The 24,843-nt window shown below is 51.2% G+C and carries 24 protein-coding genes; 10 read left to right on the plus strand and 14 right to left on the minus strand.

The window, feature by feature from the left end:
* Positions 1 to 9: 9 nt before the first annotated feature.
* Complete coding sequence (pepT, locus tag AACU94_RS10645; protein ID WP_135489410.1) at positions 10 to 1,236, minus strand: peptidase T; 1,227 nt, start codon at positions 1,234 to 1,236, stop codon at positions 10 to 12.
* Positions 1,237 to 1,485: 249 nt separating this feature from the next.
* Between pepT and potA the strand changes: the two genes are divergently transcribed.
* From potA to AACU94_RS10675, 6 genes are read left to right on the plus strand one after another with little or no spacing between them, the layout of a single operon-like run.
* Entirely contained in the window at positions 1,486 to 2,622 is a 1,137-nt protein-coding gene (gene potA, locus AACU94_RS10650; RefSeq protein WP_130205581.1) for a spermidine/putrescine ABC transporter ATP-binding protein PotA, read from the plus strand.
* The gene (gene potB / locus AACU94_RS10655) at positions 2,606 to 3,463 is read left to right on the plus strand and encodes a spermidine/putrescine ABC transporter permease PotB (protein WP_000799401.1); all 858 of its coding nucleotides are present in this window, start codon (positions 2,606 to 2,608) and stop codon (positions 3,461 to 3,463) included. The genes potA and potB overlap by 17 nt, the downstream gene beginning before the upstream one ends.
* Positions 3,460 to 4,254, plus strand: coding sequence for a spermidine/putrescine ABC transporter permease PotC (gene potC, locus AACU94_RS10660; RefSeq protein WP_000580316.1), 795 nt, complete (start codon positions 3,460 to 3,462; stop codon positions 4,252 to 4,254). Before potB ends, potC begins: the two co-directional genes overlap by 4 nt.
* Complete coding sequence (gene potD / locus AACU94_RS10665) at positions 4,251 to 5,297, plus strand: spermidine/putrescine ABC transporter substrate-binding protein PotD (RefSeq protein ID WP_130215933.1); 1,047 nt, start codon at positions 4,251 to 4,253, stop codon at positions 5,295 to 5,297. The genes potC and potD overlap by 4 nt, the downstream gene beginning before the upstream one ends.
* A 57-nt stretch (positions 5,298 to 5,354) precedes the next feature.
* Complete coding sequence (locus AACU94_RS10670) at positions 5,355 to 5,816, plus strand: DUF3592 domain-containing protein (protein ID WP_135489411.1); 462 nt, start codon at positions 5,355 to 5,357, stop codon at positions 5,814 to 5,816.
* On the plus strand, positions 5,813 to 6,598 hold the full coding sequence (locus tag AACU94_RS10675) for a TPM domain-containing protein (protein ID WP_135489412.1): 786 nt from the start codon (positions 5,813 to 5,815) through the stop codon (positions 6,596 to 6,598). The genes AACU94_RS10670 and AACU94_RS10675 overlap by 4 nt, the downstream gene beginning before the upstream one ends.
* A gap of 137 nt (positions 6,599 to 6,735) precedes the next feature.
* Here the strand turns inward: AACU94_RS10675 and cobB are convergent, their stop codons facing one another.
* The 5 genes from cobB to lolC are packed head-to-tail and all read right to left on the minus strand — an operon-like array spanning position 6,736 to position 11,650.
* Positions 6,736 to 7,557, minus strand: coding sequence for a Sir2 family NAD+-dependent deacetylase (gene cobB / locus AACU94_RS10680; protein ID WP_096938882.1), 822 nt, complete (start codon positions 7,555 to 7,557; stop codon positions 6,736 to 6,738).
* Positions 7,558 to 7,572: 15 nt separating this feature from the next.
* Complete coding sequence (gene nagK, locus AACU94_RS10685; protein ID WP_130205577.1) at positions 7,573 to 8,484, minus strand: N-acetylglucosamine kinase; 912 nt, start codon at positions 8,482 to 8,484, stop codon at positions 7,573 to 7,575.
* A gap of 28 nt (positions 8,485 to 8,512) precedes the next feature.
* The gene (gene lolE, locus AACU94_RS10690) at positions 8,513 to 9,757 is read right to left on the minus strand and encodes a lipoprotein-releasing ABC transporter permease subunit LolE (RefSeq protein ID WP_135489413.1); all 1,245 of its coding nucleotides are present in this window, start codon (positions 9,755 to 9,757) and stop codon (positions 8,513 to 8,515) included.
* A complete protein-coding gene (lolD, locus tag AACU94_RS10695) occupies positions 9,757 to 10,458 on the minus strand; it encodes a lipoprotein-releasing ABC transporter ATP-binding protein LolD (protein ID WP_001033695.1) in 702 nt (233 codons plus the stop codon). The genes lolE and lolD overlap by 1 nt, the downstream gene beginning before the upstream one ends.
* Complete coding sequence (gene lolC, locus AACU94_RS10700) at positions 10,451 to 11,650, minus strand: lipoprotein-releasing ABC transporter permease subunit LolC (RefSeq protein WP_077560955.1); 1,200 nt, start codon at positions 11,648 to 11,650, stop codon at positions 10,451 to 10,453. The genes lolD and lolC overlap by 8 nt, the downstream gene beginning before the upstream one ends.
* Positions 11,651 to 11,911: 261 nt before the next feature.
* On the opposite strand from lolC, the gene AACU94_RS10705 reads away from it, so the two are divergent.
* The 3 genes from AACU94_RS10705 to ldtC all read left to right on the plus strand — a co-directional run bounded on the left by AACU94_RS10705 (position 11,912) and on the right by ldtC (position 17,663).
* Positions 11,912 to 12,982 (plus strand): acyltransferase family protein, encoded by a 1,071-nt coding sequence (locus tag AACU94_RS10705; protein ID WP_135489414.1) that lies wholly within the window; start codon positions 11,912 to 11,914, stop codon positions 12,980 to 12,982.
* A 127-nt stretch (positions 12,983 to 13,109) separates the two neighbouring features.
* Complete coding sequence (gene mfd, locus AACU94_RS10710) at positions 13,110 to 16,556, plus strand: transcription-repair coupling factor (RefSeq protein WP_135489415.1); 3,447 nt, start codon at positions 13,110 to 13,112, stop codon at positions 16,554 to 16,556.
* Between the two features lie 144 nt (positions 16,557 to 16,700).
* Entirely contained in the window at positions 16,701 to 17,663 is a 963-nt protein-coding gene (gene ldtC, locus AACU94_RS10715; protein ID WP_165383267.1) for a L,D-transpeptidase LdtC, read from the plus strand.
* 81 nt (positions 17,664 to 17,744) lie between these two features.
* Here ldtC and bhsA read toward each other — a convergent pair whose 3' ends face one another.
* A complete protein-coding gene (gene bhsA, locus AACU94_RS10720) occupies positions 17,745 to 18,002 on the minus strand; it encodes a multiple stress resistance protein BhsA (protein WP_000800147.1) in 258 nt (85 codons plus the stop codon).
* 240 nt (positions 18,003 to 18,242) lie between these two features.
* Here bhsA and comR point away from each other — a divergent pair, with 240 nt between their 5' ends.
* Entirely contained in the window at positions 18,243 to 18,875 is a 633-nt protein-coding gene (gene comR / locus AACU94_RS10725) for a TetR family copper-responsive transcriptional repressor ComR (RefSeq protein WP_135404195.1), read from the plus strand.
* A gap of 62 nt (positions 18,876 to 18,937) precedes the next feature.
* Here the strand turns inward: comR and AACU94_RS10730 are convergent, their stop codons facing one another.
* The 7 genes from AACU94_RS10730 to AACU94_RS10760 form a co-directional block, all read right to left on the minus strand.
* The gene (locus tag AACU94_RS10730) at positions 18,938 to 19,477 is read right to left on the minus strand and encodes a glycine zipper 2TM domain-containing protein (protein WP_064528599.1); all 540 of its coding nucleotides are present in this window, start codon (positions 19,475 to 19,477) and stop codon (positions 18,938 to 18,940) included.
* Positions 19,478 to 19,703: 226 nt separating this feature from the next.
* Positions 19,704 to 21,008 (minus strand): NADH-quinone dehydrogenase, encoded by a 1,305-nt coding sequence (ndh, locus tag AACU94_RS10735; protein WP_064528597.1) that lies wholly within the window; start codon positions 21,006 to 21,008, stop codon positions 19,704 to 19,706.
* Positions 21,009 to 21,402: 394 nt separating this feature from the next.
* The gene (gene ycfP / locus AACU94_RS10740; RefSeq protein ID WP_000587933.1) at positions 21,403 to 21,945 is read right to left on the minus strand and encodes an alpha/beta hydrolase YcfP; all 543 of its coding nucleotides are present in this window, start codon (positions 21,943 to 21,945) and stop codon (positions 21,403 to 21,405) included.
* A gap of 22 nt (positions 21,946 to 21,967) precedes the next feature.
* Positions 21,968 to 22,993, minus strand: a complete 1,026-nt coding sequence (gene nagZ / locus AACU94_RS10745) for a beta-N-acetylhexosaminidase (protein WP_135489416.1) — start codon at positions 22,991 to 22,993, stop codon at positions 21,968 to 21,970.
* Between the two features lie 10 nt (positions 22,994 to 23,003).
* A complete protein-coding gene (gene thiK / locus AACU94_RS10750) occupies positions 23,004 to 23,828 on the minus strand; it encodes a thiamine kinase (protein ID WP_135489417.1) in 825 nt (274 codons plus the stop codon).
* Positions 23,809 to 24,450 carry a penicillin-binding protein activator LpoB gene (gene lpoB / locus AACU94_RS10755; protein WP_130205559.1) on the minus strand — a complete coding sequence of 214 codons (642 nt, stop codon included), beginning with the start codon at positions 24,448 to 24,450 and terminating at the stop codon, positions 23,809 to 23,811. Before lpoB ends, thiK begins: the two co-directional genes overlap by 20 nt.
* Before the next feature lie 13 nt (positions 24,451 to 24,463).
* A complete protein-coding gene (locus tag AACU94_RS10760; protein ID WP_130205557.1) occupies positions 24,464 to 24,841 on the minus strand; it encodes a YcfL family protein in 378 nt (125 codons plus the stop codon).
* Positions 24,842 to 24,843 lie beyond the last annotated feature (2 nt).

Here is a 24,843-nt window from a genome sequence, read left to right on the forward strand (position 1 = left end):
CAATTTCGCTTACTTCCGTTTCGCCGTTAACTCGGCAATTCGCACAATCACTTGCACTGCTTTTTCCATTCCTTCCAGAGTGACAAACTCATGTTTGCCATGATAGTTATAACCGCCGGTAAACAGATTCGGGCACGGTAATCCCATAAACGACAACTGCGCACCGTCAGTACCACCACGGATCGGTTTCAGGTCTGGTTCAATATCGCAATCGCGCATCGCCTGCTGGGCAATATCAAGAATATGCGGATGCTCAACGACTTTCTCGCGCATGTTGTAGTAACTGTCTTCAATCACCAGTTCAATGTAGCAATCCGGGTGTAACCCTTTGCCCACTTTCTTGGCAATTTCCATCATTTTACGTTTACGCGCTTCAAACTGTTTACGGTCGAAATCACGGATGATGTAGTGCATATCGGCGCGTTCAACAGTGCCTTTCATGCTTGTCAGGTGATAGAAGCCTGCATAACCTTCCGTAGCTTCCGGGCTTTCATCTGCCGGTACTTCCGCATGAATGCGTGCCGCCAGCGACAGCGCATTCACCATCACACCTTTTGCCGTACCCGGGTGAACATTGTTGCCGACGATTTTGATATTCACCGAAGCAGCGTTGAAGTTTTCAAACTCCAGTTCACCTACGCCACCACCATCTACGGTGTAAGCCCAGCGGGCATCAAAGGCTTCAACATCAAAATGTTTCGCCCCTTTACCCACTTCTTCATCAGGCGTAAAGGCAACACGAATATCGCCATGCGGAATATTTTTCTGCTGCAATACCGCCAGCGCGGTCATGATTTCTGCAATACCCGCTTTGTCGTCAGCACCCAACAATGTTTTACCGTCAGTGGTGATCAGCGTCTGTCCCAGCAGTTGATGCAGTACCGGGAACATGACCGGTGACAGGACTTCGTCGCCGACGCCCAACGCAATGTCGCCGCCACGATAGTTTTCAACAATCTGCGGGTTCACATTTTTACCGCTGCAATCCGGTGAGGTATCCACATGAGAAATAAAGCCAATCGCCGGAATATCGCCAGGAACGTTAGCCGGTAGCGTCGCCATCAACGTTCCTTTCTCACTTAAGGTCACATTGATAAGACCCATTTCTTCCAGCTGATCTTTCAGCAGATGCAATAATTTCCACTGGCCTTCCGTGCTGGGAACTTGTCTCACCCCCGCTTTTGATTGGGTATCGAGAGACACGTAGTTCAAAAAACGCTCAAGTAGTTTATCCATGTAGTCACCCTCACTTTTCGTGACAACATTATTAAGAAGCAGGAAAAGACAAATATTGCGTCAGGTCACTTTTACCCCTGCAATCGGGAATATTTATCAACATTACCTTAATGAATATAAAGCTAAGCCAGTAATTCACAACAAGGATTGGCGATCCAAGTAGTTTGCCGTAGAATTACGGCCCTCTTTAAGAGTCACCAAGGTGGTTAACCACAAACCCCGCTTCGGTAAGCCATCCGTTGCGTTTACATGGGACAGAGTAAAAAATTGAATAAACAACCGAGTTCGCTTTCACCGCTGGTGCAATTGGCGGGAATTCGCAAATGCTTTGATGGTAAAGAGGTCATTCCCCAGCTGGATCTGACTATCAACAATGGCGAGTTCCTCACGCTGCTTGGCCCTTCTGGCTGCGGTAAAACAACCGTTCTTCGCCTGATTGCGGGTCTGGAAACTGTTGATTCTGGACGCATCATGCTGGATAACGAGGACATCACCCACGTTCCGGCGGAAAACCGCTATGTGAACACCGTTTTCCAAAGCTACGCGCTATTCCCCCACATGACCGTATTCGAAAATGTGGCCTTTGGTTTGCGTATGCAAAAAACCCCTGCTGCTGAAATTACGCCTCGCGTGATGGAAGCTTTGCGGATGGTGCAACTGGAAAGCTTCGCTCAACGCAAACCGCATCAACTCTCAGGCGGTCAACAGCAACGCGTCGCCATTGCCCGCGCGGTGGTTAACAAGCCTCGCCTGCTGCTGCTTGATGAGTCGCTCTCGGCGCTGGATTACAAACTGCGCAAGCAAATGCAGAACGAGCTGAAAGCGTTACAGCGTAAGCTTGGTATTACCTTCGTCTTTGTCACTCACGATCAGGAAGAAGCGCTCACCATGTCAGACAGGATTGTGGTGATGCGCGAGGGTCGTATTGAGCAGGATGGTACACCGCGCGAAATTTACGAAGAGCCGAAGAATTTATTTGTTGCCGGATTCATTGGCGAGATCAATATGTTCAACGCCACGGTGATCGAGCGACTCGACGAGCAGCGCGTACGGGCTAACGTTGAAGGTCGCGAGTGTAATATCTACGTTAACTTCGCCGTAGAACCGGGGCAAAAACTGCATGTTCTGCTGCGCCCGGAAGACTTACGTGTTGAAGAGATTAACGACGACAACCACGCTGAAGGGCTGATTGGTTACGTTCGCGAGCGTAACTACAAAGGCATGACGCTGGAGTCGGTTGTTGAACTGGAAAATGGCAAGATGGTGATGGTGAGCGAATTCTTCAATGAAGACGATCCTGACTTTGACCACTCTCTCGACCAAAAAATGGCCATTAATTGGGTAGAAAGCTGGGAGGTCGTACTGGCTGATGAAGAACACAAGTAAGTTCCAGAATGTAGTGATTGTCACTATTGTCGGTTGGCTTGTGTTGTTTGTCTTTCTGCCCAACCTGATGATCATTGGCACCAGCTTTTTGACCCGCGACGACGCCAGTTTTGTCAAAATGGTCTTTACGCTGGATAACTACACGCGTCTGCTCGATCCGCTCTATTTTGAAGTGCTATTGCACTCGCTGAATATGGCGCTGATCGCCACCCTCGCCTGCCTGGTGCTGGGCTACCCGTTTGCCTGGTTTCTGGCGAAGCTGCCACACAAGGTGCGTCCGCTGCTGCTGTTTCTGCTGATTGTTCCCTTCTGGACCAACTCACTGATTCGCATCTACGGGCTGAAAATTTTCCTCAGCACCAAAGGCTATCTCAACGAGTTTTTGCTCTGGCTGGGCGTTATCGACACACCAATTCGTATCATGTTCACGCCCAGTGCGGTGATTATCGGTCTGGTTTACATTCTGCTGCCGTTTATGGTGATGCCGCTGTACTCCAGTATCGAAAAACTGGATAAGCCGTTGCTGGAGGCGGCGCGCGATCTCGGTGCCAGCAAGTTGCAGACTTTTATCCGCATCATTATTCCACTGACGATGCCGGGGATTATTGCCGGATGTCTGCTGGTGATGCTGCCAGCGATGGGCCTGTTCTATGTGTCCGACCTGATGGGCGGTGCGAAAAACCTGCTGATCGGTAACGTCATCAAGGTCCAGTTCCTTAATATTCGTGACTGGCCGTTTGGTGCAGCCACCAGCATTACGCTGACTATCGTAATGGGCCTGATGTTGCTGGTTTACTGGCGCGCTTCTCGTTTGCTGAATAAGAAGGTGGAACTCGAATGATCGGTCGACTGCTTCGCGGCGGTTTTATGACCGCTATCTACGCGTACCTGTATATCCCAATCATTATTTTGATTGTGAACTCCTTCAACAGCTCGCGCTTTGGCATCAACTGGCAGGGTTTTACCACCAAATGGTATAGCCTGCTGATGAACAACGACAGCCTGTTACAGGCAGCGCAGCATTCACTGACGATGGCGGTGTTTTCGGCGACGTTTGCCACGCTTATCGGTTCACTGACGGCTGTTGCGCTGTACCGCTATCGCTTTCGTGGTAAGCCGTTCGTTAGCGGAATGCTGTTTGTGGTGATGATGTCGCCAGATATCGTGATGGCGATTTCTCTGCTGGTGCTGTTTATGCTGCTGGGTATTCAGCTTGGCTTCTGGTCGCTGCTGTTCTCGCATATCACCTTCTGCCTGCCGTTTGTGGTGGTGACGGTGTATTCGCGCCTGAAAGGTTTTGACGTGCGAATGCTGGAAGCGGCGAAAGATCTCGGTGCCAGTGAATTTACCATTCTGCGAAAAATCATCCTGCCACTGGCAATGCCAGCGGTGGCGGCGGGCTGGGTGTTAAGCTTTACCCTGTCGATGGACGATGTGGTGGTTTCTTCGTTCGTCACCGGGCCGAGTTATGAAATTCTGCCGTTAAAAATTTATTCGATGGTCAAAGTCGGCGTATCGCCGGAAGTTAACGCGCTGGCAACCATATTACTGGTGCTGTCGCTGGTGATGGTTATTGCCAGCCAGCTTATTGCTCGTGATAAAACGAAAGGTAACACAGGGGACGTTAAATGAAAAAATGGTCACGCCACCTGCTCGCGGCGGGTGCTCTGGCACTGGGCATGAGTGCCGCTCACGCTGATGACAACAACACACTGTATTTCTACAACTGGACCGAGTACGTGCCGCCTGGACTGCTCGAACAGTTCACCAAAGAAACCGGTATTAAGGTTATCTATTCGACTTACGAGTCGAACGAAACCATGTACGCCAAGCTGAAAACGTACAAAGACGGTGCCTATGACCTGGTGGTTCCTTCAACCTATTACGTTGATAAAATGCGTAAAGAAGGGATGATCCAGAAGATCGACAAGTCGAAGTTAACAAACTTCAGCAATCTCGATCCAGAAATGCTCAACAAGCCGTTTGATCCGAATAACGACTACTCCATTCCGTATATCTGGGGTGCGACGGCGATTGGCGTTAACGGTGATGCGGTGGATCCGAAATCTGTCACCAGCTGGGCCGATCTGTGGAAGCCTGAGTACAAAGGCAGCCTGCTGCTGACCGACGATGCCCGTGAAGTATTCCAGATGGCGCTGCGTAAGCTGGGCTACTCCGGTAATACCACCGATCCGAAAGAGATTGAAGCTGCGTATAACGAGCTGAAAAAACTGATGCCAAACGTCGCGGCGTTTAACTCCGATAACCCGGCAAACCCGTACATGGAAGGCGAAGTTAACCTCGGCATGATCTGGAACGGCTCTGCTTTCGTTGCTCGCCAGGCGGGTACGCCAATTGACGTGGTATGGCCGAAAGAAGGCGGCATTTTCTGGATGGACAGCCTGGCGATCCCGGCAAATGCCAAAAACAAAGAAGGCGCGCTGAAATTGATCAACTTCCTGCTGCGCCCGGATGTGGCAAAACAGGTTGCCGAAACTATCGGTTATCCAACACCAAACCTCGCCGCGCGCAAACTGTTAAGCCCGGAAATAGCGAACGACAAGACGCTCTACCCGGATGCTGAAACCATTAAAAATGGCGAATGGCAGAGTGACGTTGGCCCAGCCAGCAGCATTTATGAAGAGTATTATCAGAAGCTGAAAGCAGGACGTTAATTCAGCAAACGGGCGGTGGTATTACCGCCCGTTTTTTATTTAGCAAGGATGTGACTAATGAGTCAGGACAGTAAATTGTTATCCCGCGCTTTTCTCGGTATCGGTCTGATATTGCTCGTTATTTCTGCAATCATCTTTTATTACCATTTTACTTTTACCAAAAGCGCGGTTCATACAGAAGGAATCATTGTTGATGCCGTTTGGTACAACAATCACTCAAACGACGTCGGTGATAATGGTTCCTGGTATCCAGTGGTTGCCTTTCGCCCTACGCCAGATTACACGCTAATTTTCAATTCGAGTATCGGTAGTGATTTTTATGAAGATAGCGAAGGTGACAGAGTCAATGTCTATTATCCGCCAGGGCATCCAGAAGAAGCCGAAATAAACAATCCCTGGGTTAATTTTTTTGAATGGGGCTTTGTTGGCATAGCAGGCATTATTTTCGGTGGTATCGGTCTGCTAATCATGGCTCCCTCCGCCAAAAAGTTACGCAGGAAACGGAAGTCCCGCCCATGAAAAAAATCATAATACTGCTCAGTTTACTGATACTTCTGCCTCTGACGGTAACCAGTAAACCCTTAATTCCAATAATGAAGACACTTTTTACGGATGTTACAGGTACTGTACCGGATGCTGAAGAGATCGCGCGGAAAGCGGAGCTTTTTCGTCAACAAACCGGGATTGCGCCGTTTATCGTCGTGGTAGATGGTATAAATGAAGCCAGTCTCAGACAAAATGGTAAAGCGATGCTGGCGCATGCATCATCTTCATTGAGTGATGTAAAAGGAAGTGTTCTGTTGCTTTTTACTACCCGGGAGCCACGGTTAATTGTGATAACCAACGGCCAGGTTGAAAGCCGTCTGGACGATAAACATCTCGGCCTCCTGGTAGAAAATCACACGCTGGCTTATTTACATGCGGACCTCTGGTATCAGGGAATCAATAATGCCCTGGATATTTTGCAAGCACAGATATTAAAACAACCGACGCCGTCATTGACATATTATCCGCATCCCAGACAACAGCAGGAGAATGATCCTCCCGGCAGTACCACGACATTAGGCCTTTTTGCCTGGGCGGTTGCATTCATCGTCTTTACTGCATTTTTTAACTACACGACTCGTTTTATTTATGCATTAAAGTTTGCAGTGGCGATGACTATTGCCAATATGGGTTATCAGGCTTTATGCCTGTATATCGATAATAGCTTTGCGATTGCCAGAATATCGCCGCTCTGGGCGGGACTGATTGGAGTCTGTACGTTTATTGCCGCGTTGTTATTGACGAGTAAACGGTAAAAGAGGCAGTAAAGTGTGCGTGTATTATGCCGGATGCGGCGCGAACGCCTTATCCGGCCCACAAAACCCGCAAATTCAATTAATTGCGCCCCCTTGTAGGCCTGATAAGCGTAGCGCATCAGGCAATGCTTCCTGCTTTATAAGCCCTTCAGCAACTTTTCAACAAATTCTGGTACCACCTGGCTTGCCGGGCCGTAATATTTCTCGGCAAATTCATTACCGACCTGACTCGGTTCGAGATTGAGTTCAACCGTATGCGCGCCATGCAGCTTCGCTTCGTGAACAAACCCAGCCGCCGGATAAACATGCCCGGAAGTACCAATGGCAATGAAAATGTCGGCCATCGACAACGCCATATAAATTTCATCCATGCCGAGTGGCATTTCGCCAAACCAAACTACGTGCGGTCGCAAGGGTGCCGGGAACTGGCAACAATGACATTTGTCTTCTGGCGTGACGTCTCCAGTCCAGTCGAGAACCTGCCCGCTTTGCGAACAACGTACTTTCAGCAATTCCCCATGCATATGAATCACATTGGTATTACCTGCGCGTTCATGCAGATTATCGATATTCTGCGTCACCAGCAAAAAGCGATCGCCGAGGGCGTCTTGCAGTTTAGCCAGCGCAAGATGCGCAGCGTTAGGCTGAATTTCTGGCTGCTGTAGTTGACGGCGACGGGCGTTATAAAACGCTTGCACCAGTTCAGGATCGCGATCAAAACCTTCCGGTGTAGCCACATCTTCAACCCGATGTTCTTCCCACAGGCCATCTGCTGCGCGAAAGGTACGAATACCTGATTCCGCAGAAATTCCTGCCCCTGTCAGTACGAGTACTCTTGGTTTTTCCATTGCTTCCGGCACCACTTTATCTCTGAAAAAAATACGCTGACGCAAACGCTCGTGCAGGCGGCGTTTATTTTTACGAAAACGACTTAACCGATGACCCCGACGCGACAACATAGCAACCTCTGTTGATTAATCGGTTAGATGTAGGAAGGCCGCACCACGCATTCCTCCTGCATCCCCATGACGCGCACGTTCAATGCGCGGAACACGAGCTACAGGTAAGAGATGACGAGGCAGCCTGTCCGCCAGTTGCGTTGTGATTGCCGGGAAATTCGATAAGCCACCGCCAATGACCAGCAAATCAGGGTCAACAATGGTCAGGATATTTCCCAGACAAACCGCTAATAAATCCAGATAACGCTCAACGTGCGCCCTTGCCTGCTCATCGCCTTGCTCATAAAGCGCAATAATTTCGGGAGCCTGCAACGGTTGATGGTAATAGTGTTGATACAGCCACGCAAAGCCGCGACCAGACAGATAATTTTCAATGCAACCGTGCTGACCACAGCCGCAGCGACGTAACGGGAAATCCAGCCCCATCATGGTTAACGCATCGACGGGAAGGCGCATATGCCCAAATTCACCCGTAATATAGCTTTTACCCGTTACCGGTTTACCATTGAATACTAGGCCACCGCCAACGCCAGTCCCCAGGATCAGTCCCATCACCAACGGATATTGGGTAAATTCATCGTCCCAGGCTTCAGAAAGGGCAAAGCAGTTGGCGTCGTTATTAAGGCGCACATCGCGTTCAAGGCGGGCGCTCAGATCGGCACGCAGCGGTTTACCACTGGCGGCGGGGACATTGGCGGCATACAGCGTGCCATCTTCTGTTTCCGGCATTCCCGGAATACCGATGCCGACAGAACCTTTACAGCCAAAACGCTGATCGGCTTCAGCCACCAGTTCGCACACTGCATCTAAAAATGCGTCATAGCTGTCACGCGGTGTCGGCACCCGCTTTTCCCACTGCAACTGCCGACCGCTATCAAACACGCCTAGCGCAATTTTCGTTCCACCAATATCAAACCCGTAATACATTGCCGCTCCTTGTTTTAATGTACTGCCTTTACTGGCCGCTAAGGACTCGCGCAGGGTCAATATTACTGGCGCGTCGCGCCGGATACCAACTTGCCAAAAGACTCAGCAACAATGCTGTGACCAGTACGTAGAAGACGTCCTGCCAGTGCAATTCCGATGGCAGGAAGTCAATAAAATAGATATCGCTGGAGAGGAACTGATGACCAATCAGCTTTTCAATCCACTCAATAATCGGGGTAAGTTGCAGTGAAACCACTACGCCGATAATCACACCACAGAGGCTGCCGAACAGACCTGCCAGCAATCCATACCAGACAAAGATGGCGCGAATTAAACCGTCTTTCGCCCCCAGCGTTCTTAATACTGCGATATCGCCACTCTTATCTTTCACCGCCATCACTAACGTGGAGACGATGTTGAAACAGGCCACGCCAATCACCAGTACCATCGCCAGATACATAATGGCGCGGATCATCTGGATATCGCGATACATATAGCCGTAAGTACCAATCCAGCTTTTAATATAAACGTAGCTGTTGGTTACTTCACCCGCGTCACGTACCAGTTTGTTAGCGTTGAAAACATCCGTCATTTTAAGGGCAATGCCTGACACACTGGAACCCATATCAAGATATTGTTGGGCATCCGCCAGCGGGATCATGGCAAAACTGTGATCGAGTTGGCCACTCAACTGCAAAATACCCGCAACGTGCAAACGCACACGTTTCGGCTGCATCAGCTTATGCTCGGGATTCGAGTTTGGGATCATGATCGACACCCAATCCCCCTGCTTCACTTTCAGCGCATCCGCCACGCCTTTGCCGATGATAATCTGCTGTTCGCCCGCTTTAAAATTGTTCCAGGCATCGCCCTGGACAAATGATGGCAGCGCGCTCAGACGCTGTTCCTGTTGCGGATCAACGCCTTTAACCTGCAGAGCGCGCAGATTCGCGCCACTCTCCACCAGCCCGGTGAAATTGATATACGGCGCAGCGGCGGCAATACCCGGCACTTTCTGCACTTTATCCAGTGCTTCCTGCCAGTTAGTCCACGGCTGATCTACCGCCTCAATTTCACCATGCGGCACCACCGCCAGAATACGGTTGTTCAGTTCGCGTTCAAAGCCGTTCATCGCGCTTAAGCCGACGATCAATACCGCCACGCCAAGGGCAATGCCAATGGTAGAAATGACGGAGATCAGCGACACCATGCCGCCACGCCGCCGTCCGCGACTAAAACGCAGGCCAATTAATAACGATAAAGGCATCGCCATTACTCCGCCCCCATCAGGCTTAGTTCCGCCGTCAGACGACCATCACGCATCTCCAGTTGGCGGCTCATACGTTTCGCCAGTTGCAGGTCGTGAGTGACCACCAGGAAAGCGGTGCCCTGCAAGCGATTCAACTCCCCAAGCAACTGGAAGATGCTGTCTGCGTTACGCGCGTCAAGGTTACCGGTAGGTTCATCCGCCAGTACCAGGCGCGGGTTATTCACCAGCGCACGGGCAATCGCCACACGCTGGCGTTCACCGCCAGAAAGTTCAGATGGACGGTGATTCGCACGATGCTCCAGCCCCACCGCTTTTAACATTTCCAACGCTCGACTGTTGATTTCAGCGGGCTTTTTCTTGCCAATCAGCAGCGGCATAGCCACGTTTTCCAGGGCAGTAAAATCCGGCAGCAGGTGGTGAAACTGATAAATAAAGCCCAGCTTCTGGTTGCGCAGTTCTGCTTTCGCCGCCGAAGACAGTTTGCTCATCGGCTGACCGTTAAAGATCACATCGCCGGAGGTTGGCGTATCCAGCCCGCCTAACAGGTGCAGCAAGGTACTTTTACCGGAACCAGAGCTACCGACAATTGCCATCATTTCACCTTCGCCCACGCTGAAACTGACATTGTGCAGCACATCGGTTTGCACACTGCCTTCCTGATAGCGTTTGCACAGGTTGTCGCATTGCAACAGGATCTTATTCATAACGTAAAGCCTCAGCGGGTTGAGTGGCGGCAGCGCGCCAGGAAGGGTAAAGCGTAGACAACAGCGCGATAGCCATCGCCACCAGCGCAATAACAATGACCTGTAAAGGTTCGATAGCCACCGGCAGCGCCGCGCCATCAAGCAGGACGCCGATTATCGGCATCAGATTATTCAACTGGCTGGCAAGCAGTGCGCCAAGCGCTGCTCCGAGGATTGCACCGATAATCCCGGCGCTGGCCCCTTGCACCATAAAGACCATCATGATTTGTCGCGGAGTTAAGCCTTGCGTTTGCAGGATCGCTACTTCGCCCTGCTTCTCCATCACCATCAGCCCTAGCGAGGTAATAATGTTAAACGCCGCAACGGCGACAATCAGGCTCAGCAGCAAGCCCATCATATTTTTTTCCATGCGTACGGCCTGGAACAGCTCGCCTTTACGGTCACGCCAGTCCTGCCATTTGCTGCCTTCAGGCAGTTTTTGCTGGCTTAAAGAATCCACTTTCAGTGGTTCATCCAGCCACAAACGCCAGCCGGTAATATTGCCTGCCGGATAACGCATCAGACGCGAGGCATCCTCAATATTCACCAGCATTTCATAGCCATCGACTTCACTGTTGGCGGCAAAAGTGCCAATCACATTGAACAGGCGCTGGCTTGGAATACGCCCCATTGGCGTGAACTGGCTGGCAGATGGCACCATCACGCGGATTTGATCACCGCGATTGACGCCCAACTGTGAGGCCAGCTGTTCACCGAGGATGACATTATATTTCCCCGGCTCGAGGTCAGTTTGTTTCACATTGACCAGATACGGCGTTAGTGGATCTTTTTGCGCCGGGTCGATACCCAGCATCACCCCGACCGCCACGCTGCGCGCGCTTTGCAGTACCACATCACCGGTAGTGATAGGTGCGACGTGATTAACGCCGTCCAGTTTGACTGCCGTTTCCGGGAGTTGCTGCGGGTTAAGAGAGCCATGCTCAGAAGAGAGAATTGCCTGTGGCATCAGGCCAAGGATGTTGTTTTGCAGCTCGCGCTCAAAGCCGTTCATCACTGACAATACTGTGACCAGCGCCATCACCCCGAGGGTAATGCCGATGGTAGAAAGCCAGGAGACGAAACGACCGAAGCGATCCGCTGCACGCCCACGCATGTAACGCAGGCCAATAAATAGAGCGACAGGTTGGTACATGAAATCCGTCTGGTTGCTGTTAGCAAAGACACGAGTATATAAGCGAAAGCGGGATGGGTAAACGTCTGAACTGTAAGTGATCGTCAGGGCTAATCTGAAAAGTACCAGCAAATCAATCGGCTAAAGGGCCTCATTTTATCATCGGCCTTATGGCCTGATCTTTATCTGAAAAATAACCAAATACAGACAGATACGCATTACACCACGCGACTGGCCCCGCAGGATCAACAGCATGTTAAATAAAAAGAGCGTGTTGTCCTGATGAAACAAAAAGAGCTATGGATTAACCAGATCAAAGGGTTATGTATTTGTCTGGTGGTGATTTATCACTCGGTCATTACCTTTTATCCGCATCTGACCACTTTCCAGCATCCGTTATCGGAAGTCCTGAGCAAATGCTGGATCTATTTCAATCTTTACCTTGCGCCCTTTCGTATGCCCGTTTTTTTCTTTATTTCCGGCTATTTGATTCGCCGCTATATCGACAGCGTACCCTGGGGAAATTGTCTCGATAAACGCATCTGGAACATCTTCTGGGTGCTGGCGCTTTGGGGCGTGGTGCAGTGGCTGGCGTTAAGTGCACTGAACCCGTGGCTGGCGCCTGAGCGCGATTTAAGCAATGCCTCCAATGCTGCTTATGCCGATTCCACTGGCGAGTTCCTGCACGGGATGCTCACCGCCAGCACCAGCTTGTGGTATCTGTATGCGTTAATTGCCTATTTCGTGATATGTAAAATTTTTAACCGCCTGGCACTGCCACTATTCGTTCTGTTTGTGCTGATGAGTGTGGCGGTTAATTTCGTTCCCACGCCATGGTGGGGAATGAACAGTGTGATCCGCAATTTGCCTTATTACAGCCTTGGTGCATGGTTTGGCGCAACATTAATGACCTGTGTTAAAGAGGTGCCGTTGCGCCGCCATCTGCTGATGGCTTCTTTGCTGGCTGTTCTGGCGGTTGCTGCCTGGTTGTTTAATATCTCGCTGCTGTTGTCGCTGCTATCGATTGTGGTGATCATGAAACTGTTTTATCAGTACGAGCAGCGTTTCGGTATGCGCTCCACCAGCCTGCTGAATGTGATTGGTTCGAACACCATTGCCATCTACACCACGCATCGCATTCTGGTAGAGATATTCAGCTTAAGTCTGATTCCGCAAATGAACGCGGCCCGCTGGTCGCCGCAACTCGAACTGACGCTCCTGCTGGTTTATCCCTTTGTCAGTTTGTTGATTTGTACTGTTGCTGGATTACTGGTGCGAAAATTTTCACAACACGCATTCAGCGACCTGTTGTTCTCCCCGCCTTCTCTGCCTGCCACCAGTTACTCTCGTTAAGCCATCGCCCCAGCCGGGGCGATTCAATTTGCTAAACCATGTCGATTACGGATAATGAACAGCATTGCTTATCAGAGATATGCCCCCATATGTTGGGGCATATCCTAACGAGACTCTGACAACCGTTATGCCTGAACAATATCGTTATACGCTGCCCGTCAAAGCGGGTGAGCAGCGTCTGCTGGGCGAGTTAACTGGCGCTGCCTGCGCGACGCTGGTGGCGGAAATTGCCGAACGTCACGCCGGTCCGGTGGTACTCATTGCACCAGATATGCAAAATGCTCTGCGTTTGCATGATGAAATCAGCCAGTTCACCGATCAGATGGTGATGAATCTGGCGGACTGGGAAACCCTCCCTTACGACAGTTTTTCGCCTCATCAGGACATTATCTCCTCGCGCCTTTCCACCCTTTACCAGCTACCGACGATGCAGCGTGGCGTACTGATTGTTCCGGTGAATACGCTTATGCAGCGCGTTTGCCCGCACAGTTTTCTCCACGGTCATGCACTGGTAATGAAAAAAGGTCAGCGCCTGTCACGAGATGCATTGCGAACCCAACTGGACAGCGCCGGTTATCGCCATGTTGACCAGGTAATGGAGCACGGTGAATACGCCACGCGCGGCGCGTTGTTGGATCTCTTCCCGATGGGCAGCGAACTGCCTTATCGTCTTGATTTTTTTGATGATGAAATCGACAGCCTGCGTGTATTTGACGTCGATAGCCAGCGCACGCTGGAAGAAGTTGAAGCCATCAACCTGCTGCCCGCACACGAATTCCCGACCGATAAAGCGGCAATTGAACTGTTCCGCAGCCAGTGGCGCGATACCTTCGAAGTGAAGCGCGATCCAGAACATATTTACCAGCAAGTGAGTAAAGGCACATTGCCTGCCGGGATCGAGTACTGGCAGCCACTGTTCTTCAGCGAACCGCTGCCGCCACTGTTCAGTTATTTCCCTGCCAATACGCTGCTGGTGAATACTGGCGATCTGGAAAACAGTGCCGAACGTTTCCAGGCTGACACGCTGGCGCGTTTTGAAAGCCGTGGCGTCGACCCAATGCGCCCACTGTTGCCACCACAATCGCTCTGGCTGCGGGTGGACGAGCTCTTCTCAGAGCTGAAAAACTGGCCCCGGGTGCAGCTAAAAGCTGAACATTTACCGACAAAAGCAGCGAATGCCAATTTAGGCTTCGAGAAGCTGCCAGACCTGGCCGTTCAGGCGCAACAAAAAGCGCCGCTGGATGCGCTGCGTAAGTTCCTCGAGTCTTTCGACGGTCCGGTGGTGTTCTCGGTAGAAAGTGAAGGTCGCCGTGAAGCGCTGGGTGAACTGCTCGCGCGAATTAAAATTGCTCCGCAACGCATTATGCGTCTTGATGAAGCCAGCAACCGTGGGCGTTATCTGATGATTGGCGCTGCCGAACATGGTTTTGTCGATACGGTGCGTAACCTGGCGCTGATTTGCGAAAGCGATCTGCTCGGTGAACGTGTTGCCCGCCGTCGTCAGGATTCTCGCCGCACCATCAACCCCGATACACTGATCCGTAACCTCGCGGAGCTGCACATTGGTCAGCCGGTGGTCCATCTGGAGCACGGCGTCGGGCGCTATGCAGGAATGACCACGCTGGAAGCAGGTGGCATTACTGGCGAGTATTTGATGCTCACCTATGCCAACGACGCCAAACTGTATGTTCCGGTGTCGTCACTGCATCTGATTAGCCGTTACGCAGGTGGAGCGGAAGAAAACGCCCCGCTGCATAAACTTGGCGGCGATGCGTGGTCACGCGCGCGGCAGAAAGCGGCGGAAAAAGTGCGTGATGTGGCGGCAGAATTGCTGGATATCTACGCGCAACGCGCCGCCAAAGAGGGCTTCGCGTTTAAACACGATCGTGAGCAGTATCAGTTGTTCTGCGACAGCTTCCCGTTTGAAACCACGCCGGATCAGGCGCAGGCCATTAATGCGGTGCTTAGCGACATGTGTCAGCCGCTGGCAATGGATCGTCTGGTGTGCGGCGATGTTGGCTTTGGGAAAACAGAAGTGGCGATGCGCGCCGCTTTCCTGGCAGTAGATAACCACAAGCAGGTAGCGGTGCTGGTGCCTACCACCCTTCTCGCGCAACAGCATTACGACAACTTCCGCGACCGTTTCGCCAACTGGCCGGTACGTATCGAAATGATCTCCCGTTTCCGCAGCGCCAAAGAGCAGACGCAAATCCTTGCGGAAGTGGCGGAAGGGAAAATCGATATTCTGATCGGTACGCACAAACTGCTGCAAAATGACGTCAAGTTTAAAGATTTAGGCCTGCTGATTGTCGATGAAGAACACCGCTTCGGGGTGCGTCATAAAGAGCGCATTAAAGCGATGCGGGCGAACGTGGATATTCTGACGCTTACCGCTACGCCGATCCCACGTACGCTGAATATGGCGATGAGCGGAATGCGTGACCTGTCGATTATCGCCACGCCGCCCGCCCGTCGTCTGGCGGTCAAAACGTTTGTCCGCGAGTATGACAGTCTGGTGGTCCGGGAGGCGATCCTGCGTGAAGTTCTGCGCGGCGGTCAGGTTTATTATCTCTACAACGATGTGGAAAACATCCAGAAAGCCGCCGAACGGCTGGCGGAACTGGTGCCAGAAGCGCGGATTGCTATCGGTCACGGGCAGATGCGCGAGCGCGAGCTGGAACGGGTGATGAATGATTTCCATCATCAACGTTTCAACGTGCTGGTTTGTACCACCATTATCGAAACCGGAATCGACATCCCGACTGCCAACACCATTATCATTGAACGCGCGGATCACTTCGGTCTGGCGCAGCTGCACCAGTTGCGCGGTCGCGTCGGACGTTCGCATCATCAGGCATATGCATGGCTGCTGACGCCGCATCCGAAAGCGATGACTACCGATGCGCAAAAACGTCTTGAAGCGATTGCCTCGCTGGAAGATCTCGGTGCTGGTTTTGCACTGGCAACGCACGACCTGGAGATCCGCGGCGCAGGTGAACTGCTTGGCGAAGAACAGAGCGGCTCGATGGAAACCATCGGTTTCTCGCTGTATATGGAGTTGCTGGAAAACGCCGTCGATGCACTGAAAGCCGGACGCGAGCCGTCGCTGGAAGATCTCACCAGCCAGCAAACAGAAGTCGAGCTGCGGATGCCGTCGCTATTGCCAGATGATTTCATCCCTGACGTAAACACGCGTCTGTCGTTCTACAAACGTATTGCCAGCGCCAAAACGGAAAACGAACTGGAAGAGATCAAAGTCGAGCTTATCGATCGCTTCGGCCTGCTGCCTGATCCGGCGCGTACCCTGCTGGATATTGCCCGTCTGCGCCAGCAAGCGCAGAAACTGGGGATCAGGAAGCTGGAAGGTAATGAGAAAGGCGGCGTGATCGAATTTGCCGAGAAAAATCACGTTAATCCAGCCTGGTTGATTGGTTTACTGCAAAAACAGCCGCAGCATTATCGCCTTGATGGCCCGACGCGCCTGAAGTTTATTCAGGATTTGAGCGAGCGGAAAACGCGTATCGAATGGGTTCGCCAGTTTATGCGTGAACTGGAAGAGAACGCGATCGCTTAATGGTGAGATCGGGGGCGTTTCTGCGCCCCCATCTGCAACATTTACAAATTCTTTGCACTTCCCTGCACTATCCGACACTGTCACCATCCATAATTCAGGCTTATCTTTTTATTACAATAACCTTATATTTATTATGGATTTTTGGTGATGATCAAAACGCGTTTTTCTCGCTGGCTAACGTTTTTTACGTTCGCCGCAGCCGTGGCGCTGACGCTACCGGCAAAAGCCAACACCTGGCCGCTGCCGCCAGCGGGCAGTCGCCTGGTTGGCGAAAACAAATTTCATGTAGTGGAAAATGACGGTGGGTCGCTGGAAGCGATCGCCAAAAAATATAACGTCGGCTTTCTCGCTCTGTTACAGGCTAACCCCGGCGTTGATCCTTACGTGCCACGCGCGGGTAGCGTGTTAACGATCCCATTGCAAACCCTACTTCCAGACGCGCCGCGCGAAGGCATTGTGATCAACATTGCGGAGCTGCGTCTCTATTACTACCCACCGGGTAAAAATTCAGTGACCGTGTATCCCATCGGCATTGGTCAGTTGGGTGGTGACACGCTGACACCGACAATGGTGACCACCGTTTCTGACAAGCGTGCAAACCCAACCTGGACGCCAACGGCAAACATTCGCGCGCGGTATAAAGCACAGGGAATTGAGTTGCCTGCGGTAGTTCCGGCTGGACCAGATAACCCTATGGGCCATCATGCGATTCGTCTGGCGGCCTATGGCGGCGTTTATTTGCTTCACGGTACGAACGCCGATTTCGGCATTGGCATGCGGGTAAGTTCTGGCTGTATTCGTCTGCGTGATGACGATATCAAAACACTCTTTAGCCAGGTCACCCCAGGCACCAAAGTGAATATCATCAACACACCGATTAAAGTCTCTGCCGAACCAAACGGTGCGCGTCTGGTTGAAGTGCATCAGCCGCTATCAGAGAAGATTGATGATGATCCGCAGCTATTGCCGATAACGCTGAATAGTGCAATGCAATCATTTAAAGATGCAGCACAAACTGACGCTGAAGTGATGCAGCATGTGATGGATGTCCGTTCCGGGATGCCGGTAGATGTGCGCCGCCATCAACTGAGCCCACAATCGCTGTAACTCCCGGATAAAAAAATCCCCGCGGCACAGTATGTCGCGGGGAAAAAAGCAGCAATAGCGGGCATTAATGAGGGTTAATGCTTATTTATAAATGACTGCCGTTCCGTGGAGGGTATTCGGACCGGTTACTGAAGTAATACGGAAAGATTTTGCGCCCATCTCATCCGCTTTTTGTGCCAGCTGTTCTTCCAGCGATCCCAGATTTGTCCCCGCGTTAGCACTAATAGTACCCACTTTTTGTTGGCCTTCTGGTGTTGCCTGAACTTCGACAGCCGCAAAGCTGGCAAATGACATGGAACTTAAAATCGCCGCAGCGATGAGGGTTTTTACGTTTTTCATAATAGTGGCCTTATGCAGGTGAATGGCGTCGCAAGCAATTACTTAACGATCGATAACTAAATGATAGATGTGATCTGGATCACATACAAGAGGTTTTTTATAACAATCATTAATTAAATTAAAAAACTTTAAATTTCAGTTAAATAGAGAGTTTTTATTTTTCTATTTTCTGGACTGGTGAAGGGAGGTGATTATTTTTATAATAACCATTCATTCACAGCCACCAGGTACAATGGCATCATGGCAACAGACTCAACACATTGTGTAAAAAAAAGCCGTGGCCGCCCAAAAGTGTTCGACAGGGAAGCCGCGCTTGATAAGGCCATGAAATTGTTCTGGCAGCACGGTTATGAAGCGACTTCCCTTGCGGACCTCGTTGAAGCGACCGGAGCCAAAGCGCCAACGCTCTACGCGGAATTTACCAACAAAGAGGGGTTATTTCGCGCCGTACTCGACCGTTATATCGATCGCTTTGCCGCTAAGCATGAAGCGCAGTTGTTTTGTGAAGAAAAAAGCGTGGAGTCTGCACTGGCGGACTATTTCGCTGCCGTCGCCAGCTGCTTTACCAGCAAAGACACCCCCGCGGGTTGCTTTATGATTAACAACTGCACCACGCTTTCAGCGGATTCGGGCGATATTGCTCATACGGTGAAATCACGTCACGCAATGCAAGAACGCACCTTGCAGCAGTTTTTAAGTCAACGCCAGGCACGCGGGGAAATTCCCGCCCACTGTGACGTAACGCATCTTGCGGAATTTCTTAATTGTATTATTCAGGGGATGTCGATAAGCGCCCGTGAAGGCGCATCGCTGGAAAAACTGATGCTGGTTGCCCGGACAACGCTGCGTTTATGGCCTGAACTGGTGAAGTAAGACGCAAAAAAAAGCCCCTCAGCCTGAGCGAATGAGGGGCTAAATTGCAGAGTACAGCCTTGTTATACTTTGTTATTCAGAACCAGTTGCCCATTGTTATCTAATGGGATTTGCGTACCCGGATCGCTGTTCATCCGAATTTTGCCCTGCTGATCGCCAATCTTATAGGTCACATCATAACCGAGCATTTTTTCTGACTTGTCATACACCGTTTTACAACGCTGCTGCGTGGTAGTGTAAGTATCGCTTTCCTGGAGAGAGCCCTGGATCTGGTTACCGGCATATCCACCGCCCAGCGCCCCCACAACAGTGGCGACATCTTTACCGCGACCACCGCCAAACTGATGCCCTATCACCCCGCCAGCGACGGCCCCGAGGACCGAACCAGCAATGCGGTTTTCATCCTGCACCGGTCGGCGATGGGTCACCGTGACATTGCGACACTCCTGACGCGGTGTTTTAACCGTTTCCTTGATTGGGGTTGCTGAGACAACCTGAGCGTATTGCGGGCCACGTTCAAACACGTTCAGACTGGCCACTGCCGCTACGCCAAGCGCGGCCGCTACACCAATCCCGATACCCGCCAACATTGATTTATTCACGGGAACACCTCCTTCTTTGCAGTTATGACAATCATGCAAGCGAAGGGGAAAAGCAGCTATCAGACAGAAGATGAAAAGCGTGGGAATAGCAGGAAAAGCTGAAGGATTCAGAGGAGTCTGAAGGAATGCCTGATGCGACGCTTAACGCGTCTTATCAGGCCTACCGCTCGTACCATTTGTCCAGGGCGGATAAGGCGTTTACGCCACATCCGCCAGTGTACGCCGATTAATGCAACTTCAAACGCGGACGGATAACGCGGTTGATACTGCCCACCAGCATCATTAATCCGGTTTTAAAGTAGCCATGCAGCGCAATCTGATGCATTCGGTATAGCGAGATGTACACAAAGCGCGCAATTCGTCCTTCAATCATCATTGAACCGCGCGTCAGGTTACCCATCAGGCTACCGACGGTGGAGAAGTTGGACAGCGATACCAGCGAACCGTGATCCTTATACTGATAATTTTTCAACGGTTTACCGTTCATCTGCGCCAGAATGTTGTTCATTGCGCAGGTCGCCATCTGATGTGCGGCCTGAGCGCGCGGCGGTACAAAGCCCCCTTCCGGACGCGGGCATGACGCACAGTCGCCAATAGCGTAAATGTCTGGATCGCGCGTGGTTTGCAGCGTCGGTTCCACCACCAGTTGGTTGATACGGTTGGTTTCAAGACCACCAATATCTTTCAAGAAATCTGGTGCTTTTATCCCGGCAGCCCACACCATCAGATCGGCCTGAATATATTCACCATCTTTAGTGTGCAAACCGCCTTCATCGGCACTGGTAACCATAGTTTGCGTCAGCACGCGAACGCCCAGTTTCGTTAACTCATTGTGAGCCGCAGCAGAGATACGCGGCGGTAACGCTGGCAAAATTCGCTCTCCCGCTTCCACCAGAGTAACGTTCAGGGCTTCGTTGGTCAGCCCTTTGTAACCGTAACTGTGCAGTTGTTTCACGGCATTGTGCAATTCGGCAGAGAGCTCTACGCCGGTCGCGCCGCCGCCAACAATCGCAATATTCACTTTGCCATTGGCACCCAGGTTAGCAGAAAACTTCAGGAACAGATTCAGCATCTCCTGATGGAAACGACGTGCCTGATGCGGGTTATCAAGGAAAATGCAGTTCTCTTTTACGCCCGGCGTGTTGAAATCGTTAGAGGTGCTACCCAGCGCCATCACCAGCGTGTCGTAAGCAATTTTCCGCTCTGGAACTAACAATTCACCTTTTTCGTCGCGCAGTTCAGCAATGGTGATTGTTTTCGCTTCACGATCGATATCAACCACAGAACCCAGCTGAAACTGGAAACCATGATTACGCGCATGGGCCAGATAGCTCAGCGCATCAACGCCTTCATCGAGCGATCCGGTCGCCACTTCGTGCAGCAACGGTTTCCACAGGTGACTGTGGTTACGATCGACCAACGTAATTTTGGCTTTTTTCTTGCGCCCCAGCTTATCTCCAAGCTGTGTTGCCATTTCCAGCCCACCAGCACCGCCGCCGACAATCACAATTTTTTTCAATGGCGTAGTCAACGTGACCCCCTTAAATTTATTAACCAATTGTTAATTAATGGTTATTAACATAGCTCTTAATTAACAACAGGTTACAGCAATGAAAATGTTCTTCGCTATTGAGAATAACATGAATGGTGCATTGGTCATACCAAAATTGATATTAATCAAGTTTTGTTGCTGAAAAGATAGGCGACTTTACCTGTTGAGATCAAAAAACAGAGTTTATTGTTTATTATTCGAGCTAATTCGGAAGGGTTATATAGCGTGAGGCGTGTATGGAGGGCGTTTGCCAGGCCTGATAAGATGCGCAGCATCGCATCAGGCATTGGTGCTCGGCTGTCGGATGCGGCGTGAACGCCTTAATCCGGGTCGCATCAGGTACCGACAAGGTTACCTGATGCGACGATGCCAATTAACCGAGGGTTTTGAATGCCTTAATGCGCTGCAAATGCGGAGAGATATTTTTGAATTTGTGCGTCTGCTCTTCGTCCCAGACAATCTCGTAATAATGATGCAGCTCTTCAGATGTCCGCTGACTGTTAAGCGCTTCATCATTACGCGACAAAATCACCAGGCAACGATCGCGATTCTTCTCACGGAAGTTGGTCACACACTTGGTGGCAATATCGGCATACTCTTCCGGGCGATCAATCTTCCCTTCCATGTTCTCATAAGGGAACAAATTGGGGTTGAAGATCACCTGGCGAATATCACAGAGAAAACCAATCCGCTCTGCCCAATAACCGCCCAGACCAACACCACAAATGAGCGGGCGCTCGTCGACGTTCAGTTGCAGCATTTTGTCCACTTCTTTGAGCAAATGCTGCATATCATGTTTCGGATGCCGCGTACTGTAGCTTATTAGCCGTACATCCGGGTCAATAAACTGCAATTGTAAGACTTTCTCGTGGTTACCCGGACTGTTAGAGTCAAAACCGTGCAAATAGATAATCATCGCTTCCTCACATAAGCCAGGGTTAGTGACCTGCCTTCTCTTCCTGCCAGCGTTCATGTAACTGATTCAGACGGGCGCTGATCTCTTTCCAGCGAGCCGAGTCCATCAGTTCCTGTCGCGAAAATGAACCTTTATGATACAAACGTGTAACACGTTCTGCCTTGATCGGTGACAGATTATCTAACACGCTGACGGCTCCTTTACGATTATTGCAGACCAGGATCATATCGCAACCTGCATCGAGTGATGCCTGTCCACGCTCGGCATAACTGCCCATAATCGCGGCACCTTCCATCGATAAATCGTCAGAGAAAATCACGCCGTCAAACCCCAGCTCCTGACGTAAAACAGTTTTCAGCCAGTGGGGAGAACCGCTCGCCGGACGCGGATCAACATCGCTGTAGATCACATGCGCGGGCATAATGGCATCGAGTTTATTTTCGCGAATTAACGTACTGAAAACCGACATATCTTTGGCACGAATTTCCGCTTGCGAGCGTGGGTCGCACGGCGTCTCTTTGTGTGAATCTGCAGTTACGGCACCGTGACCAGGAAAATGTTTACCGGTGGTTTTCATTCCAGCTTCATGCATCCCATCAATAAACCGACTGGCGATTGCGAGGGCTTTTTCTGGGTCGGCATGATAAGAACGTTCACCAATCGCCGCGCTGATATGTCCTACGTCCAGCACTGGTGCAAAGCTGATATCAATATCCATAGCGATCATTTCGCTGGCCATCAGCCAACCTGCCTCTTGCGCCAGTTTGCCCCCCTCTTCCATACCTAACAGCTCAGCGAATGATTGTGCTGCCGGTAAGCGGGTAAAACCGTCACGAAAACGCTGCACACGTCCACCTTCCTGATCCACCGCCACCACCAGGTGATTGCGTGAAGCTGCGCGGATCTGGCGTACCAGTTCGCGCAACTGTGCTGGATCATGATAGTTACGTGTAAAGAGAATCAGCCCTCCCACCAGCGGATGCGCAAGTATTTCGCGCTCTTCCGCGTCCAGTTCATAACCTTCAACATCCAACATTACTGGACCCACACTGCTCTCCTTATTGTTTTATTGATAGCTGCCGCCAGGTGTCATTGGCCAGCCTGATAAATTGTTGATCGCTGGTTTGTTGCCAGCGGTACTCAAACCACCCTGCTTTCAGCATCAGTAACCAGGGAAACCAGCGCCTGACCTGATGCCACAAATGCGCCGGATTAATATTCGCCCGCGCGGCATAGTCATTAACTAATTGCCGGTGCTGCTCACTATTTTCCACCCACACCGCCGCCAGTTCCAGAGCGATATCGCCATCACCGGCATACTCCCAGTCGATGAGCTTTAGCCCTGACGAGGTATAGACTAAGTTCCCTGCATGAACATCCATATGCAACGGGCTTAAACGTAATGGCTGTGGTTCCCGTATTTTGCGCAGACGTTTTAATAGTTGCAGCCAACCCACTGTCCGCCGCGCCGGATCGCTTCGCTGCCAGTACCGTTCCAGTAACGGCAGCAAGGTTATTCGCCAGCCAAAACGCGGTTGTTGATGCAGATAATACAGCAAGCCTGCCAGTTCGTCGGTATCCGGCAATTGCGTTTTTACCTCGCCGGGCAAATAGTCGACCACCATCCAGCCACGGAGATAGAGATGTGGCTTTGGTGCAAGGTATGCCGGTAATCGTGATAACGCCCGGTACTGGCGCAGAAACACGGACTGCGGCGCATCAGGATCGTGAGTCTGACGCACAACAAAACGCTGATCCTGATGTTCAATGAGAAAACTCCCGCCGCTAAGTCCACTGTTAAACGTCGCGACGGGGTGATACTGCGGGAAATAGCGCGACAATAACTCGTCGCGCGTGATGGGATTATTGTTGCTGAACGGCACCTTTACCTGACCAGATAATTTCGCCCGTCTGCACCAGCATCAACTGCATTTGCAGGGTCGGAGCGTTAACGTTGCCAGAGGCGCTGGAGTACAGCACGTAATGAGCCCCCACGTTGCGAGCAATACCAATGGCTTTACTACGGGTGCCTAAGCTATCCTGCGGCGACAAACCTAACTGCTGCTTGGCCATCGAAAGCTGCTGGGCGGAAACGAGGGTAAATTTACCGTTATTAGCCAGTGCATTGCGCAGCGTTTCTGTCGCTTCCCCGGTATTCAAAGAACCATTGGTGCGGTTATTGACGCTATCAACCAGCAAGACGCTACCTGCGGTCACGCCATCGGCCCCAAGCATCTTACCGACCATCGGCTGCATTGCGCCATTCCAGTCATAATGACGAATATGCGGCGCAGGCGGTGCGGTTTGGTCTTCGTGCTCAATTGGCCCTGGCTGCTCCGGGATCGTCGGCACTGATGGCACTGTGGGTACTGGCTGTTGCGGCTCAGCCGGTTGCTCCGGCGCAGGTTTTACTTCTTCTACCGGTGCGGGTTCACGTGGCCCCACACACCCGGCAAGAAACATCGCCAGCGCGGTGATTAAAGCGTAGCGACTCATTTTTGTCATCAAGATTCACCCCTTACAAATAAAGATAAAGTCTGACTTTGTGCGCTCCAAGAAAATTGGCGCTGCCGTACAGAGTCACCGCTGAACGAGCGGGAATGGTGACGCTGCGCGGCGTTTCCAGAGGGTGCATCTCAAGCCCCCTGGCGTCATACCAGTAAAAACGATAATGAACGGTAACGGGTTCTTGCCTTTCGTTATAAAGCGTCGAGGATGCTGAAGGCTGAATATCAGACGTTGAAAGAACGGGCTTTTCTGCGCTAATGCCCGCTGCCAGCAAAGATGACTCCATCACCAGTGACTGTTCATCATTCACCGGAATTTCCGGATGCGAACGACAACCGACCAGCAATAGCAACGCCAAAGACGCCAGTCCAAAGCATCCTTTTCTCATCG

This window comes from Escherichia sp. E4702, assembly GCF_963883545.1.
GTDB lineage: Bacteria > Pseudomonadota > Gammaproteobacteria > Enterobacterales > Enterobacteriaceae > Escherichia.

What these genes read in the sequence shown, in the direction of transcription:
- pepT (WP_135489410.1), bottom strand. Translation starts at nt 1,236, where the DNA reads ATGGATAAACTACTTGAGCGTTTTTTGAACTACGTGTCTCTCGATACC.
- potA (WP_130205581.1), top strand. Translation starts at nt 1,486, where the DNA reads ATGGGACAGAGTAAAAAATTGAATAAACAACCGAGTTCGCTTTCACCG.
- potB (WP_000799401.1), top strand. Translation starts at nt 2,606, where the DNA reads ATGAAGAACACAAGTAAGTTCCAGAATGTAGTGATTGTCACTATTGTC.
- potC (WP_000580316.1), top strand. Translation starts at nt 3,460, where the DNA reads ATGATCGGTCGACTGCTTCGCGGCGGTTTTATGACCGCTATCTACGCG.
- potD (WP_130215933.1), top strand. Translation starts at nt 4,251, where the DNA reads ATGAAAAAATGGTCACGCCACCTGCTCGCGGCGGGTGCTCTGGCACTG.
- AACU94_RS10670 (WP_135489411.1), top strand. Translation starts at nt 5,355, where the DNA reads ATGAGTCAGGACAGTAAATTGTTATCCCGCGCTTTTCTCGGTATCGGT.
- AACU94_RS10675 (WP_135489412.1), top strand. Translation starts at nt 5,813, where the DNA reads ATGAAAAAAATCATAATACTGCTCAGTTTACTGATACTTCTGCCTCTG.
- cobB (WP_096938882.1), bottom strand. Translation starts at nt 7,557, where the DNA reads ATGTTGTCGCGTCGGGGTCATCGGTTAAGTCGTTTTCGTAAAAATAAA.
- nagK (WP_130205577.1), bottom strand. Translation starts at nt 8,484, where the DNA reads ATGTATTACGGGTTTGATATTGGTGGAACGAAAATTGCGCTAGGCGTG.
- lolE (WP_135489413.1), bottom strand. Translation starts at nt 9,757, where the DNA reads ATGGCGATGCCTTTATCGTTATTAATTGGCCTGCGTTTTAGTCGCGGA.
- lolD (WP_001033695.1), bottom strand. Translation starts at nt 10,458, where the DNA reads ATGAATAAGATCCTGTTGCAATGCGACAACCTGTGCAAACGCTATCAG.
- lolC (WP_077560955.1), bottom strand. Translation starts at nt 11,650, where the DNA reads ATGTACCAACCTGTCGCTCTATTTATTGGCCTGCGTTACATGCGTGGG.
- AACU94_RS10705 (WP_135489414.1), top strand. Translation starts at nt 11,912, where the DNA reads ATGAAACAAAAAGAGCTATGGATTAACCAGATCAAAGGGTTATGTATT.
- mfd (WP_135489415.1), top strand. Translation starts at nt 13,110, where the DNA reads ATGCCTGAACAATATCGTTATACGCTGCCCGTCAAAGCGGGTGAGCAG.
- bhsA (WP_000800147.1), bottom strand. Translation starts at nt 18,002, where the DNA reads ATGAAAAACGTAAAAACCCTCATCGCTGCGGCGATTTTAAGTTCCATG.
- comR (WP_135404195.1), top strand. Translation starts at nt 18,243, where the DNA reads ATGGCAACAGACTCAACACATTGTGTAAAAAAAAGCCGTGGCCGCCCA.
- ycfP (WP_000587933.1), bottom strand. Translation starts at nt 21,945, where the DNA reads ATGATTATCTATTTGCACGGTTTTGACTCTAACAGTCCGGGTAACCAC.
- lpoB (WP_130205559.1), bottom strand. Translation starts at nt 24,450, where the DNA reads ATGACAAAAATGAGTCGCTACGCTTTAATCACCGCGCTGGCGATGTTT.
- AACU94_RS10760 (WP_130205557.1), bottom strand. Translation starts at nt 24,841, where the DNA reads ATGAGAAAAGGATGCTTTGGACTGGCGTCTTTGGCGTTGCTATTGCTG.